Annotated in this window: 13 protein-coding genes; 10 read left to right on the top strand and 3 right to left on the bottom strand. The window is 41.0% G+C overall.

What is annotated here, in order from left to right; all coding sequences use genetic code 11:
- Nucleotides 1-34 precede the first annotated feature (34 nt).
- The 6 genes from LY624_RS00470 to folX all read left to right on the top strand — a co-directional run bounded on the left by LY624_RS00470 (nucleotide 35) and on the right by folX (nucleotide 6,859).
- Nucleotides 35-3,409, top strand: coding sequence for a response regulator (locus LY624_RS00470; protein ID WP_130150294.1), 3,375 nt, complete (start codon nucleotides 35-37; stop codon nucleotides 3,407-3,409).
- A gap of 4 nt (nucleotides 3,410-3,413) precedes the next feature.
- The gene (locus LY624_RS00465; RefSeq protein ID WP_130150292.1) at nucleotides 3,414-4,040 is read left to right on the top strand and encodes a YceH family protein; all 627 of its coding nucleotides are present in this window, start codon (nucleotides 3,414-3,416) and stop codon (nucleotides 4,038-4,040) included.
- Nucleotides 4,041-4,107: 67 nt separating this feature from the next.
- Nucleotides 4,108-4,944 carry an ammonia-dependent NAD(+) synthetase gene (gene nadE, locus LY624_RS00460; protein ID WP_130150290.1) on the top strand — a complete coding sequence of 279 codons (837 nt, stop codon included), beginning with the start codon at nucleotides 4,108-4,110 and terminating at the stop codon, nucleotides 4,942-4,944.
- Nucleotides 4,945-5,204: 260 nt separating this feature from the next.
- Nucleotides 5,205-5,924 carry a dihydromonapterin reductase gene (gene folM, locus LY624_RS00455; RefSeq protein ID WP_130150288.1) on the top strand — a complete coding sequence of 240 codons (720 nt, stop codon included), beginning with the start codon at nucleotides 5,205-5,207 and terminating at the stop codon, nucleotides 5,922-5,924.
- An 18-nt stretch (nucleotides 5,925-5,942) separates the two neighbouring features.
- Entirely contained in the window at nucleotides 5,943-6,497 is a 555-nt protein-coding gene (folE, locus tag LY624_RS00450) for a GTP cyclohydrolase I FolE (RefSeq protein WP_062569460.1), read from the top strand.
- 2 nt (nucleotides 6,498-6,499) lie between these two features.
- On the top strand, nucleotides 6,500-6,859 hold the full coding sequence (folX, locus tag LY624_RS00445; RefSeq protein ID WP_062569459.1) for a dihydroneopterin triphosphate 2'-epimerase: 360 nt from the start codon (nucleotides 6,500-6,502) through the stop codon (nucleotides 6,857-6,859).
- Here the strand turns inward: folX and LY624_RS00440 are convergent.
- Complete coding sequence (locus tag LY624_RS00440; protein ID WP_130150286.1) at nucleotides 6,856-7,290, bottom strand: YqaA family protein; 435 nt, start codon at nucleotides 7,288-7,290, stop codon at nucleotides 6,856-6,858. The two genes, folX and LY624_RS00440, sit on opposite strands and share 4 nt — an antisense overlap.
- Nucleotides 7,291-7,358: 68 nt before the next feature.
- On the bottom strand, nucleotides 7,359-7,730 hold the full coding sequence (locus tag LY624_RS00435; RefSeq protein ID WP_062569457.1) for a DUF4870 domain-containing protein: 372 nt from the start codon (nucleotides 7,728-7,730) through the stop codon (nucleotides 7,359-7,361).
- A gap of 190 nt (nucleotides 7,731-7,920) precedes the next feature.
- Between LY624_RS00435 and LY624_RS00430 the strand changes: the two genes are divergently transcribed.
- The 4 genes from LY624_RS00430 to LY624_RS00415 are packed head-to-tail and all read left to right on the top strand — an operon-like array spanning nucleotide 7,921 to nucleotide 11,614.
- Entirely contained in the window at nucleotides 7,921-8,616 is a 696-nt protein-coding gene (locus LY624_RS00430; protein ID WP_341803633.1) for a spondin domain-containing protein, read from the top strand.
- 10 nt (nucleotides 8,617-8,626) lie between these two features.
- Nucleotides 8,627-9,352: a spondin domain-containing protein gene (locus LY624_RS00425; RefSeq protein WP_130150283.1), complete on the top strand. Its 726-nt coding sequence runs from the start codon at nucleotides 8,627-8,629 to the stop codon at nucleotides 9,350-9,352.
- A gap of 58 nt (nucleotides 9,353-9,410) precedes the next feature.
- On the top strand, nucleotides 9,411-10,139 hold the full coding sequence (locus LY624_RS00420; RefSeq protein WP_130150281.1) for a response regulator transcription factor: 729 nt from the start codon (nucleotides 9,411-9,413) through the stop codon (nucleotides 10,137-10,139).
- Between the two features lie 8 nt (nucleotides 10,140-10,147).
- A complete protein-coding gene (locus LY624_RS00415; protein WP_341803632.1) occupies nucleotides 10,148-11,614 on the top strand; it encodes a sensor histidine kinase in 1,467 nt (488 codons plus the stop codon).
- Nucleotides 11,615-11,644: 30 nt separating this feature from the next.
- Here LY624_RS00415 and LY624_RS00410 read toward each other — a convergent pair whose 3' ends face one another.
- Complete coding sequence (locus LY624_RS00410; protein WP_130150279.1) at nucleotides 11,645-13,819, bottom strand: S9 family peptidase; 2,175 nt, start codon at nucleotides 13,817-13,819, stop codon at nucleotides 11,645-11,647.
- Nucleotides 13,820-13,852: the final 33 nt, after the last annotated feature.

Here is a 13,852-nt window from a genome sequence, read left to right as displayed (position 1 = left end):
TAGTAGGTAGATAGTATAAAAACCGATACCTCTCATGCCACTAGCTACTGAAAATGATAATAAAAAGCTAAAAAAACTAAAGCTCACCTTCTGGCTTTCTTTAGGTTTGATTATCCTAATCGGTCTAGTCATTGACCATATCAATTATACTCGAGAGAAAGACGCCTACCGTTCACAAGAACTTGCGAAAATAAGTACTTATCGCGCTGAGTTGGAATCAACGCTGATATCAAATATTCAACTCGTACGGGGTCTTGCTGTTGCTGTTGCTGCAGAGCCGAATCTTAACCAAGCCCGCTTTTCACAAATAGCAGCACCACTATTTGAAACTTCCTCTGAGCTCAGAAACATCGGCGGTGCACCCGATATGATAATAAGAATGACCCATCCCCTTGAGGGAAATGAAAAAGCAATTGGGTTAAATTTTTTAAAAAATAAAGCCCAACGCTCAGATGCCATAAAAGCACGGGATGAGAATAAAATTGTTATGGCGGGTCCCCTAGAGCTGGTACAAGGCGGCCAAGCACTCATTGCTAGAGTGCCCGTATTTACCCAGCCAAACAATCAATTTTGGGGTCTGTTATCTGTCGTTTTAGATATAAATAAAGTGTATAAAAACGCTGGACTCACGTCGCTTAGTAATGAGTATGAACTTGCACTGCAAGGACGAAATGGCAAAGGGCTGGATGGCGAGTTCTTTTATGGTGATGAACAAATTCTAGAGACTAACCCACTTAGCTTTAGCATTTCATTCTCAGGCGGTCAGTGGCAAATGTACGCCACACCTAAAAAAGGCTGGCAGCCTGCTAATTCTTCTATTTGGCCATTACGGCTAGCGATTATTCTAATTTGTGCTTTATTCGCAGGTGCATCTGTTTTTTTACTGAAAATGCTTGAACGCCAATATAGAAACGAGCGCATGCTCGAAACCATGAGCGGTTTAGCAAAAATAGGGGCTTGGTCCTTTAATCTCGAAACTAAAACAGTGTATTGGTCAGAAATGACCAAATTGATTTTTAAATTACCTCTTTCAAGCCAGCCAGAATGGCCCAGTAATTTTAATTACTTCAAACCTGGCTACAGCAGAGACAAAATTCGTCATCTAACAGAGAAAGCGATTAAAAATGGCGAGAGCTTTGAAACACAAGTACAAATATTAACGAATGAGGGCAATCCTGTTTGGGTTCTTGTCAATGGCGAAGCCGAACATCACAACAAACGATGCGTGAAACTGTTTGGCTCTTTACAAGATATAGATGCCCGTAAACGTGTTGAACTTGAAAACAGCAAAATAGCCCTCCACAACGAAATTTTAGCCTCTTTAACTGTTAATGATGCGGTTTTAACAGGTAACCTCAACCTATCAAAACATATTATTGTGCAAGCAATTTGCCATGCGCTTGGTGTTGACCGTGCAGGAATCTGGCTCTTCAGTGATGATAGACAATCACTTAATACGTTTGCGATACACGACCAAAGCAACCCCCAATTCAGCGAATCTATTGCTCTACAGCAAATCGACTTCCCTAATTATTTTGACGCCATAAATAATCATGCTGTGATAAGCGCAAGTGATGCACAATGTGATTCTCTTACAAAAGACTTATCTGTTGATTACCTAGAACACTTTGATATTCGTTCGATGCTAACTGTTATCATTCCCACAGGTAGCAAAACGATGGGGGTGGTTTGCGCAGAAATGTGTCACAACCGACGTAAGTGGAGCAAAAATGAGGAAAGCTTTTTAATTGCGGTGGCGGCACTCATTGGCAGTTTACACGCCAGTCAACGACGAATTGAAACCGAACAGCAGCTTGTCCAAGCAAAAGAAGCGGCGGAGCAAGCGGTAAAAGCCAAAAGCGAATTTTTAGCCAGTATGAGCCATGAAATCCGAACCCCAATGAATGGCGTGATTGGCATGCTTAATATAATTAAACAAAGCAAGCTTGATGTTCAACAAAGTCATCACATTGCACTTGCTCAGTCATCGGCTGAATCTTTGCTGCATATCATTAATGATATTTTAGATTTCTCAAAAATCGAAGCCGGCAAACTAGACATAGAGAATGTATCGTTCAATGTATCGAAACTACTGGGAGATACCATTGAGTCCTTTGCAATCAAAGCAGAACAAAACAACACCAAGCTGATTCTTGATGCCACTAATATTAAACATGAATTTATCATTAGTGATCCAAATCGAATTCGTCAAATTATCAATAACCTACTAGGAAATGCCGTCAAGTTTACTAACGACGGTGAAATAATCGTCATAGCCAGCTACGAAGAAGCAGACAACGACAGCTTCTTGTGTTGTTCCATCATTGATTCAGGGGTTGGGATCAAAGCAGATAAACAAGCCACATTGTTCGACTCTTTTACTCAAGCCGATGCATCAACAACTCGTCAGTATGGCGGTACAGGACTTGGGCTTGCAATTGTGAAGCAGCTCTGTCAACTAATGGAGGGAGATGTTGGGGTAGTAAGTGCGCTAGGTGAAGGCAGCACCTTTAATTTTACTGTAAAAGTAAAACTAGACCATGCACAACAACAACCCGAGCCGAGTCATATTATCGACAAGAAATTGATCCTCATTGCTGACAACTGCAAGCTAAGCAGCGGTATTGCTAAAAAACAATTACAGCTATGGGGTGCTAAAGTAGAAGTTATTAATAATATTGACGACTTACTTGCCCGTGCACAACAACCAACTGGCTGTCATTTTGATGCTATTTTTATCGACTACGCGCTATTCGCTAAAGCCTCTAAAGTTCAACAAAAAGCGTTTCAAACTCACTTTAATGCAAGCCGTTGTAAACGTATTTTAATGGCACCGATGAGTTTAACGGAAAAGCAAACGAGACATGTGTTAAAAGTAGAGAGTATTATTTTTAAACCCCTCACCCCTTCGGACTTATTTAACTCGCTTGCTAATGAAAAATACATTGAGCAACAGCACACGAACAAAGAACCGGTAAACGCAAAAATAGCAGAAGTTAACACTGACACTGAGTCGCAAGTGCTTTTAGTAGAAGATAATAAAGTAAATCAAATGGTGGCAAGTGCCCTGTTGAGACAAGCCGGAGTGAGCTTTGATATTGCAGAAAATGGCCTTGAAGCAATCTCATATTTGAGCAAGCGAGAAGACACTCCTTACGAGCTTGTATTAATGGACTGCCAAATGCCTGAAATGGACGGTTATCAAGCAACACGCTCAATTAGAGCTTCAGAAGCGGGTGTGGCTCATCAAGACGTTAATATCGTGGCCTTAACCGCGAATGCAATGCAAGGCGATAAAGAACGCTGTCTCAGTGCTGGCATGAATGACTATTTAACCAAACCACTTAACTTTGATGCTTTAAATAAAAAATTACAAATGTGGCTAAGCCCGCATAAACACAGAGAGTAAAACAATGCACTTATCATCAAACCAACAACGCGTTATTGGCTGCTTACTTGAAAAGCAAATCACAACCCCTGAGCACTACCCTCTCTCTTTAAATGCATTAACGAACGCTTGCAATCAAAAGTCAAACCGTGAACCGGTTTTATCGCTGAGCGAGTCTGATGTACAAAACATCATAGATGAACTGACCAATTTACGTTTAGTCACTGTTGATGAAGGCCTTTCGGGTCGAGTAAACAAATACGCGCATCGCTTTTGCAATACTCAGTTTGGCAGCTTACAGTTTACTGAGCAACAGCGTGCGATTATTTGCTTATTATTGCTAAGAGGGCCGCAGACCCCAGGCGAGTTACGCACCCGTAGTAATCGCCTCGCCGAGTTCTCTAATGTGAGTGAAGTTGAAATCGCCCTTGATGCCCTGATCGAACAAGAACATGTTGCTCGTTTAGCCCGTGAACCAGGTAAACGAGAAAGCCGTTATATGCACTTATTTGTTGACTCAGATAGCTTAGCAAAAGATATAGTTGATCATGAGCCTGAACAGGCCAGCGACAGCGAAGTTCAACAATTGCGTGCCGAAATCGAAGAACTTAAGCAACAAATTAACGCGATAAAAGCGCATTTAGGTCTTTAATAAAAGCGTTGCTCGTAACATAATGTACAAGACGCTGAACAACCACAACGAAAATAGGAGCTCAACCATGCGTGCCGATATTCTGGCAGAAATGAAAGTCCAACCCACGATTGATGTGAAGGCGGAAATTACGCGCCGCGTCAACTTTCTAAAAAGCCGACTTCTAGCTGCGCATTCACGTTCGCTTGTATTAGGTATTAGTGGTGGTGTTGACTCATCAACATGTGGTCGTTTATGCCAATTAGCCATTGATGAATTAAACCAAGAACACAACACCAACGAATACCAATTCATCGCGGTGCGCCTACCTTACGGTGTACAAGCAGATGAAGACGAAGCACAAATGGCCGTTGATTTTATTAACCCCAGTAAGCGCATGACCGTAAACATCAAAGCAGCGGTTGACGGGATGCACGAACAAGCGATGGCGGCTGTGGTCGGTGGCGGCGTTGAGCTTCCTGATCAAGCAAAAATTGACTTTATTAAAGGCAATGTGAAAGCACGCCAGCGAATGGTAGCACAGTACGAAATTGCTGGTTTTAGCCAAGGTTTAGTTGTGGGCACTGACCACAGTGCTGAAAATATTACGGGGTTTTATACTAAATTTGGTGATGGCGCATGTGATTTAGCCCCTTTATTTGGTCTTTCGAAGCGTCAAGTAAGAGCCCTTGCAGAGCAGTTAGGAGCGCCTGATTTACTGGTTCATAAAGCACCAACAGCTGATTTAGAGTGCGATCGCCCAGGTTTAACAGATGAAGAGGCGCTAGGCCTAACGTACGAACAAATTGATGACTTTTTAGAAGGCAAAGATGTGACAAGCGAAGTAGAAGATAAACTAACCGCTATCTACTTACGTACCCAACATAAGCGCCAAGCTATACCCACTATTTATGACGAGCTTTAAGCTCAAAATATCGAAGGGCGATTTATAGCAATCAGCAAATAAATTGCCCTCTTTTCCTCGCTACACTGATGCACCTTCCCTAGTATTACCGGCGTTTTCTCAATATGATAAATGATCGGTGTGAAAACTTTGCCCGTAAAAAGTTTTGCAACATAATTGCAGTAAAGATGAAATCGTTCTGTAATTTGGTTTATAGTGGCTAGAGTACAAACTAAATAGAAAGCTTAACACACAGACATCTAAGGATTTATACATAGTTTATGTCATCGCCTATTTTAATTACTGGCGCAGGCCAACGTATTGGACTCGCTTTGGCCGAGCACTTTTTAGCGCAAGGACAAGCAATCATAGTCACATACCGCACTCGCCACGATGCTATTGATATCCTCGCAGGTAAAGGAGCAACGTGTATTCATGCTGACTTTGATAGTGATGCAGCAATTACACATTTTATTGAACAACTAAAAAGCCATACTAATCAGCTAAAAGCAATTATTCATAACGCGTCGAGTTGGGACTGTGAAGCCAACAACCAAGATTATGCGACGCTGTTCGATAATATGATGCGCATTCATGCTAAAACCCCTTACTTAATCAATCTAGCTGCAGCTGATCTATTGCTTCATTATCAACAGAATACAGGTCAAGCTGCCGATATCATCCACATGACAGATTATGTGGTGGAAAAAGGCAGCCCTAAACACCTAGCCTACGCAGCAAGTAAAGCAGCACTCGATAACTTAACTAAATCATTTTCAGCGAAATTTTCACCGGCAATTAAAGTGAACGCAATTGCACCATCACTCATTATTTTTAATGATCATGACAGTGAAGAATACCGAGCCAAAACCATCAAAAAGTCTTTAATGGAAATAGAACCTGGCTGCACAGAAATTATTAATAGCGTCGAGCTACTACTTAACAGCCACTACATCACAGGACGTTCATTACCTGTCGATGGTGGCAGACATTTAAAATAACGTATTACTGAGAAATCTATGCACGATGATTTAAAAAAGAGCTATCAAGACATAATTAGCGCAGTAGGCGAAGACCCTCAACGAGAGGGCTTACTTGATACGCCGAAACGCGCAGCAAAAGCGATGGAATACCTAACTAAAGGTTATCGCCAAACTCTTGATGAAATTACCAATAACGCCGTCTTCACCTCTGATGCTGACGACATGGTATTAATCCAAGATATTGAGCTTTACTCTATGTGCGAACACCACTTACTGCCATTTGTTGGTCGTTGTCACATTGCTTACATTCCTGATGGTAAAGTACTCGGTTTATCTAAATTTGCTCGTATTGTCGATATGTTTGCACGACGCTTCCAAATTCAGGAACAGCTTACTCATCAAATTGCAAAAGCTGTTGAAGAGGTCACAGGTGCAAAAGGTGTTGGTGTTATTGTTGAAGCAAAACATATGTGTATGATGATGCGCGGTGTTGAAAAACAAAATTCAAGCATGCGCACCTCAGTTATGCTTGGCAGCTTTAGAGCCGATCCAAAAACCCGTAATGAGTTTTTGCAGTTAGTTAGAGGGTAATCATGGCCAATGCAATTATCAATGTAACCAACCTCAGGCTAAGAACCTTTATTGGCTTTAACCCTGAAGAGCGTGAAAAAAAGCAAGATGTCGTGATTAACCTTGAAATTCACTACCCTGCCGAGCAAGCTTGTGAAACTGACGCTGTTGATAAAGCACTTAACTACAAGACCATTACTAAAGAAGTTATCGCTTTAGTCGAAGAAGGTCACTTTTTACTGCTAGAAAAGCTCGTTGCCGAGATTTTAGCTATTTGCCACCAGCATAAAAGTGTTCATTACGCCAAAGTCCGTGTTGATAAGCCACATGCGCTGCGTTTTGCGGACTCAGTATCGCTGACTCTCGATTGGCAGAAAAACTAAAAAAACTTTTCAAGCCCAACAGCAAAGGCAAGCACAGCTAAATAACGTGCACCTTTGCCAAGGGCGACAAGTACCAGAAAAGTTAAGAACTTAACGCGAAAAATTCCACCGACCACAGTAAGTGGATCGCCCACCACTGGCAGCCAAGCAAACAATAGACTGTAAATACCGTATTTATTGAATTGTTTTTCAGCTTTTTCAATGGACTTTTTAGAGACCGGAAACCATTTACGATCTTTAAAACGCATGACCTGTGTGCCAAGCCAATAATTAACACAACTACCAAGCACATTACCGAGTGTTGCACTAAGCCATAGTAACCAAAGAGAGTAGCTCCCTTTGGCAATCATTGCCGTCATTACCAACTCTGATGAACTAGGTAACAAAGTTGCTGAAATAAATGCAGTAAAAAAAAGCGAAAGATAGGCCATACATACCCAAAAAAAGAAAAGCTCAGCAACACTGCTGAGCTTTTCTAGTATATCTAATTTTCTCAGTTTTATTTTATAAATTCGATGCTCAGCGGATAATCCACTTCTTTACCATCATTGGCTTTGATTGCCGATACAACAACCATAATAAACGCGAAAATTGCGATGACAGGTAATAAAATGACGCCGATAACAACAAACATCAACAAGAAACTAATGATATATGCAATCATCATCGTTAGCTGAAAATTTAATGACTTACGGCCATGCTCAGCCACTAACGGCATTTCATCCTTTTTAGCAAGCCACACAATAAGTGGCCCGATGACAGATCCGAAAGGAATTAATAATCCAGCAAATGAGCTTAAATGACATAGCATTGCCCACGTTCGATGATCCTTATTATCCGTTATAACTTCAACCTTTTGATTATCGTCCATTATGACTCCTTGTTATTTTTTCTCATCTTCACTATAGCGTTATATTTGCCTAGTTAATATACCATGAGTTGATTTAACCCGCTGTTTTCACCCCACCTCGTTACTGTGATAAAAAAGTGATAACTTCGTGAGGCTTTTATGATATTGCTATTTGATACTGTTTTTGAACAGTCAAAAACAGGAACAAATAATGAAAACTTTAACTTTGCTTGCTGCAACAGCAATTTCTAGCTTCACGAGCCAAGCTGCTGAGCTAGATATCAAACTAACAAATCTCACTCAAGGTGTGCATTTTACACCTATTCTGATTACAGCCCACAGCAGTGATGCATCACTTTTTGAAGTCGCAACACCAGCATCTACAGCGCTACAAACAATGGCTGAAGGTGGCAACATTGCACCTCTTGTTGATGAGGCAACAGCCGCAAATAGCGATATGGTTGCCAACCCAGCTGAAGGGTTACTTGCTCCGGCCGCATCGACAATGGCAAGCCTAACAACAACTGAAGGTAACGACTACTTATCTCTAACAGCCATGTTGTTGCCAACAAATGATGGTTTTGTCGGCTTGAATAGCTGGAAAATACCTACCGAAGCAGGTACTTACACTATTTACTTAAATGGCTATGATGCAGGCACTGAAGCAAATGATGAACGCGTTGTTGAAGGCTCAGGGGCTTTGGGCGTTCCCGGTATTCCTGCCGCACCAGGCGGAAATGCAGGCACTGGCGGTAGTGGTGTCACAAGCAGTGAAAGCAACACAATGGTACATATTCACCCTGGTAACTTAGGTGATGATGATCTTGAAGCAGGTATTAGTGACCTTGATAACACAGTACACAGATGGTTAAACCCAGTTGCTAAATTGACAGTAACGGTTAAGTAGGAGAGCTATTATGCTTCGTTTAACAAAAAGCTTGATCATCATTGCTTTTGGCGCCAGCCTCGCGGCCTGTGGTGACTCAAATAATAATCGCTCAGAGACTCCGCCTGAAGTCGTGTCACCTCCCGTTGTTAGTCCAGTCGTTACATACGAATTTACAATACAAGTAAGTAACTTAACTGCCGCACAACCATTATCACCAATTGCTGTGATTTCTCATACCGAAAACATGCTTTGGGAAATAGGTAGCCCTGCATCGACAGCACTTGAGGTAATGGCTGAAGGAGGAAACAACAGCGACCTATTAGCGGTTGACTTTGCAACCGCAGTTGCATCTGCCGATGCACCTCTTCCGCCAGGAAGTCAGGTAACATTATCACTCTCAACAGAGCAACTAGATTCATTAAAAATAAGCTTAGCAACTATGCTGGTGAATACAAATGATGCATTTACCGGTCTTAATGCAATAGATGTGTCTTCGTTAGCTGTCGATGAAGCGCTTACTTTTACTACATTTGCTTATGATGCTGGAACAGAGGCTAATTCAGAAGCCGCAGGGACAATCCCTGGACCAGCTGATTCAGGCGAAGGGTTTAATGAGGAGCGTGATGATGTTAACTATGTGGCTATGCACCCAGGTGTCGTTAGTCAACATGATGGTCTAAGTAGCTCAGTACTTAGCAGTCAACATAAGTTTGATAACCCATTGACTCAAGTTGTCATTACGCGGACGCAATAACATAGCACTCACTTGCGCTAAGGGCATAAGGAAGTGCCTTAGCGATTAGGACAAGACTATGCGCCCAGAAAAACTTTTAATTGTTGAAGATGACCGTGCTATACGTCAACTTGTAATAACTCAACTTAGCAACCTAAATTTACATATTGATGAAGCCGATTCTGCTGAATCAGCATTAAAAAAACTAGCAAGCAATGATTATGGACTTGTTATATTAGATATAAACTTACCGCAAATGGATGGCTTAAGTTTATGCCGCAAGATTAAAGAGCACTACCCCACGGTATCGGTTATTTTACTTACCGCTTTGAGCAGTGACATGGATAGAGTTATTGGTTTAGAAATGGGTGCAGATGACTATATATGTAAACCATTCTTTGCAAGAGAATTACAAGCGAGAGTAAAAACTCAATTGCGCCACCGAGAGCAACTACTTATAGCTCAATCTTCCATAAAAAAGAAACCCGATGAAGCACAACTTCAACTCGGAGCCTTACACATAGAGTTTTCGAGTCATCAAGCTTACTTAGCAAATCAAGCCGTCAACTTAACCGCGACAGAGTTTGATTTACTGGTACACTTTGCAAAGCACCCTAACCATGTTTTCAGTCGCCAGCAGCTACTTGATCAAGTTTGGGGGTACCAACACAGTGGTTACGAGCATACCGTTAACTCCCATATTAATCGCCTTCGCAGTAAGTTTGAACAGCACCACCGTGCTCTATTTATAGAAACAGTTTGGGGTGTCGGTTATAGATTAAATCCAGGGCAGTTAAATATACAATGATGTTTTCGATGACCCTTTACCAAAAACTAGCTTGGTCACTAGTCATTATTTTTAGCCTGTTGTGTGCGCTTATATTTAATTGGAGCAAAAAGCTTGAACAGCACTCTCAGCACCAAGCACAACAGCAATTACACATACACCTCGCTGAGCACCTTGTAAACGACAACCCATTAATAAAGCAAGGTGTATATGACTATAAGGCGCTGGAAAATTTATTTCATACCTTAATGGTGCTGGGACCTGCTTTCGAATATTACTTTGTAGACCCAGAAGGTAATTTGCTGACCTATTCAGCCAAACCAGGCAAGGTAGTGAGGCAAAAAATAAATCTAAGCCCAATAAAAAAATTAATTTCACAACCAAGCTCTACACCTATTTACGGTGATGACCCCCGTAACATTGAGGGTCAAAAAATATTTTCTGCCGCCCCTGTTTATAATCAACAAAAACTACAAGGTTACTTGTATATGATTATTGGTGGTCAAGCTTTTGATGCAACGCTACACGAGGTAAAACGTGATAATCCAGTTTGGCTAGGGGCAATGTGGTTTGTAGCTGCTATGGTCGCGCTATTTATCACTATGTTACTGTTATTTCGTTTTTTCACCTCACCACTTAAACAATTAAATAAAGAGGTAAGTCGAATAAAAGCTGCCAACTACAGCCTCACAGAAATGGCGCTTAGCCCGAGCTATATGGGGAATAACGAAATTGGCAACTTAAGTAAAGGGATTTATGGCATGCTATCCCGTATTGATGAGCAGTTTAAATCTTTGCAGCAAATAGATAAACAGCGCCGAGAATTACTTACTCATTTATCACACGACTTAAAAACGCCACTTGCTTCACTACATGGTTTTCTTGAGGTTATGAAAAAGCCATATTCTCAGCTCAGTCATCAAGAGCAACAACGTTACCTGACCTTGGCAATGGATAATTGCCAACAATTGAAGCTGTTAATTGAACAAATTTTTGAACTGGCTAATTTAGAGTGTGGGCAAGTAAAGATAAAAACTGAAACGTTTAATCTTGGCGAATTAATTTACGACTGTGTCGCCAAATTAGCATTAAACGCTGAAGCAGCAGGGGTAACAATAAAAGTCACTCCCAAAATTTGCGACTTTCCAGTTACAGCAGACATTGCCAAACTAGAGCGTGTACTTACTAACCTTATAGAAAATGCGATACGCCATACCCCCTCCAAAGGATTAATCACTGTAGAAGTGTCTCAACTCAACGAACAAGTTTTTGTCTCAGTCTCTGACACGGGTGTAGGCATTCACGCTGATGAGTTAACGGCAATCTTCGAACCTCACTACCAAGCACGTAATAGCATTAAACGGGGTCAAGGTGGACTAGGCTTAGCTATTTGCAAACAGCTACTTAAACTAATGAATAGTGATATTGAAGTACAAAGTACCCTGGGTAAGGGGACCCAATTTCGCTTTAACTTAACGAAGCATGCACCAGTTTAAGGTCGAATCACCCACTGGTGCGTATATTGATTATTGTTTGATACCTGCCAAATCAAGCATAAAAGCATAATACAGTGCGGTATCTTCTAAACTTTTGAATCGTCCTGACGCACCACCATGTCCTGCTTCCATATCGGTTTTAAAGAGCAATACATTATTGTCAGTTTTCAGCTCACGCAATTTTGCCACCCACTTTGCAGGTTCAAAATATTGTACTTGTGAGTCATGTAGCCCCGTTGTGATCAACATATTTGGATAGGCTTGTTGCTTCACTTGATCATAAGGTGAATATGACAACATATAATCATAATACTTTTTATCATTAGGGTTGCCCCATTCATCATATTCATTGGTAGTAAGCGGTAAGCTGGTATCAAGCATCGTTGTTACAACATCAACAAAAGGAACGGCTGCAATCACTCCTTTATAAAGTTCTGGCGCTTGGTTTGCTATCGCCCCCATTAGCAAGCCACCTGCACTGCCCCCCATTGCAAAAATAGTGTTTTTGTCACCATACTTTTGTGCAACTAAAGATTCTGTTACATCTATAAAATCGTTAAATGTGTTTTTCTTATGAAGCAACTTGCCATCTTCGTACCATGGGCGCCCTAGCATTTGTGAGCCGCGGATATGCGCAATTGCAAATACGAACCCGCGATCAAGTAAGCTTAATCGCGAACTCGAAAAACTTGGATCCATCGTCGCACCATACGAACCATAGCCATACTGTAATAACGGATTAGTACCGTTTTTATCAAACTTATCTTTACGATAAACGAGGCTCACAGGTACATCGACACCATCTCGCGTTGTCACATACATCCGCTCAGATGCATAATTATCTGGGTTAAAGCCACCTAACACTTTACGCTGCTTGAGAAGCGTTTTTTCACCGTTTTCTAAATTAATATCGTAACTTGTACTTGGCGTGGTCATACTTGAATAGTAAACACGTAAGTTAGGGTTATCTAGCTCATAGTTGTCATAGCTAGAAACTGTATATGTCGGGTCCTTGAAGGCAATCACTTGTTCTTGCTGATCACGTAAATCACGAATTGTTAAATAGGTTTGCCCCATTTTTCGCTCTTCGTATACGAGGTGATTACTAAATAACTCAATACTTTCCAGCTTGATGTTTTCGCGCCCAGCAACCAGCGTTTGCCAATTTGCTTTATCGTGAGCTTGTTCACGACGCACCTTCATTAATTGAAAATTTACGGCGTTTAAATTTGTGATTATGTAGTACCAATCACCTAATTTCTTAATGTCATACTCAAGTCCAGTTTCACGTACAATTAAACGTTTTGGCATGGCACTGATATCGTTTGCATCAATAACCGATACCCCTGAGGCACTCGTGCTACTATGCTTGATATAAATTTCTTGGTGATCTTTACTCTTCTCAATACTGGTATAATAGCTAGTGTCATGCTCTTCGTACACTAACTCATCATCCGCTTGAGACGTGCCTAACCTGTGCCGAAAAACTTGGTATCCCAGTAAGGTTTGTAGGTCTTTTTTAATATAATAAAAGGTTTTATTATCATTCGCCCAAACAACATCACCTTCGCTGCCTTCAATTGTATCCGGCAATAATTGATTAGTAGTCAAGTCCTTAACTTTTACCGTGTATATACGTCGACTTAACGTATCTTCACCATAGGCCAATAAAGCGCCATTTGGGCTTACATCAAGCCCTGTTACTGCAAAATAATCATGATTCTGTGCAAGCTTATTTACGTCTAAAATAACCTGCTGATGCAGTCCTTGCTTATCAGTACTTCGTATATAAACAGGGTATTCATTATCACCATGAGTTTGTGAAAAATAATAATGGCTTCCCATTTTTACAGGTACTGATTCATCATCTTTTTCAATACGTCCTTTCAACTCTTCAAATAACTTTTTTTGTAAAGCATCTGTATGAGCCATCATTTTTTCTACATAACTATTTTCAGCTGCTAAATGGGCAAGAACTTGTGGGTCAGTGCGAGTATCGTCACGCATCCAATAATAGTTATCAACCCTGGTATCACCATGAAGAGTCATCTCATAAGGTACTTTGTTAGCCACAGGTGCCAACGTGTTCACTTTTTCTACAGCAGAAAATGCGCTGGATTCATGTACAGAATTAGGAATTTTGTTACACGCTGCAACAATGGCGAGTGGTACAGCCAATAAACAAAGAGAGTGACTAATTTTCATAGGGTTCCTGAGTTATTTTTTATCCCGACTTTA

This window comes from Pseudoalteromonas sp. N1230-9 (assembly GCF_032716425.1).
In the GTDB taxonomy this organism is placed as follows: Bacteria; Pseudomonadota; Gammaproteobacteria; order Enterobacterales; family Alteromonadaceae; genus Pseudoalteromonas.
This window is presented reverse-complemented; position numbering and strand designations above follow the sequence as displayed.

Coding starts and splice junctions, on each gene's coding strand:
- nadE (WP_130150290.1), top strand. CDS start 4,108: ATGCGTGCCGATATTCTGGCAGAAATGAAAGTCCAACCCACGATTGAT.
- folX (WP_062569459.1), top strand. CDS start 6,500: ATGGCCAATGCAATTATCAATGTAACCAACCTCAGGCTAAGAACCTTT.
- folE (WP_062569460.1), top strand. CDS start 5,943: ATGCACGATGATTTAAAAAAGAGCTATCAAGACATAATTAGCGCAGTA.
- LY624_RS00420 (WP_130150281.1), top strand. CDS start 9,411: ATGCGCCCAGAAAAACTTTTAATTGTTGAAGATGACCGTGCTATACGT.
- LY624_RS00430 (WP_341803633.1), top strand. CDS start 7,921: ATGAAAACTTTAACTTTGCTTGCTGCAACAGCAATTTCTAGCTTCACG.
- folM (WP_130150288.1), top strand. CDS start 5,205: ATGTCATCGCCTATTTTAATTACTGGCGCAGGCCAACGTATTGGACTC.
- LY624_RS00410 (WP_130150279.1), bottom strand. CDS start 13,819: ATGAAAATTAGTCACTCTCTTTGTTTATTGGCTGTACCACTCGCCATT.
- LY624_RS00415 (WP_341803632.1), top strand. CDS start 10,148: ATGACCCTTTACCAAAAACTAGCTTGGTCACTAGTCATTATTTTTAGC.
- LY624_RS00470 (WP_130150294.1), top strand. CDS start 35: ATGCCACTAGCTACTGAAAATGATAATAAAAAGCTAAAAAAACTAAAG.
- LY624_RS00435 (WP_062569457.1), bottom strand. CDS start 7,730: ATGGACGATAATCAAAAGGTTGAAGTTATAACGGATAATAAGGATCAT.
- LY624_RS00425 (WP_130150283.1), top strand. CDS start 8,627: ATGCTTCGTTTAACAAAAAGCTTGATCATCATTGCTTTTGGCGCCAGC.
- LY624_RS00465 (WP_130150292.1), top strand. CDS start 3,414: ATGCACTTATCATCAAACCAACAACGCGTTATTGGCTGCTTACTTGAA.
- LY624_RS00440 (WP_130150286.1), bottom strand. CDS start 7,290: ATGGCCTATCTTTCGCTTTTTTTTACTGCATTTATTTCAGCAACTTTG.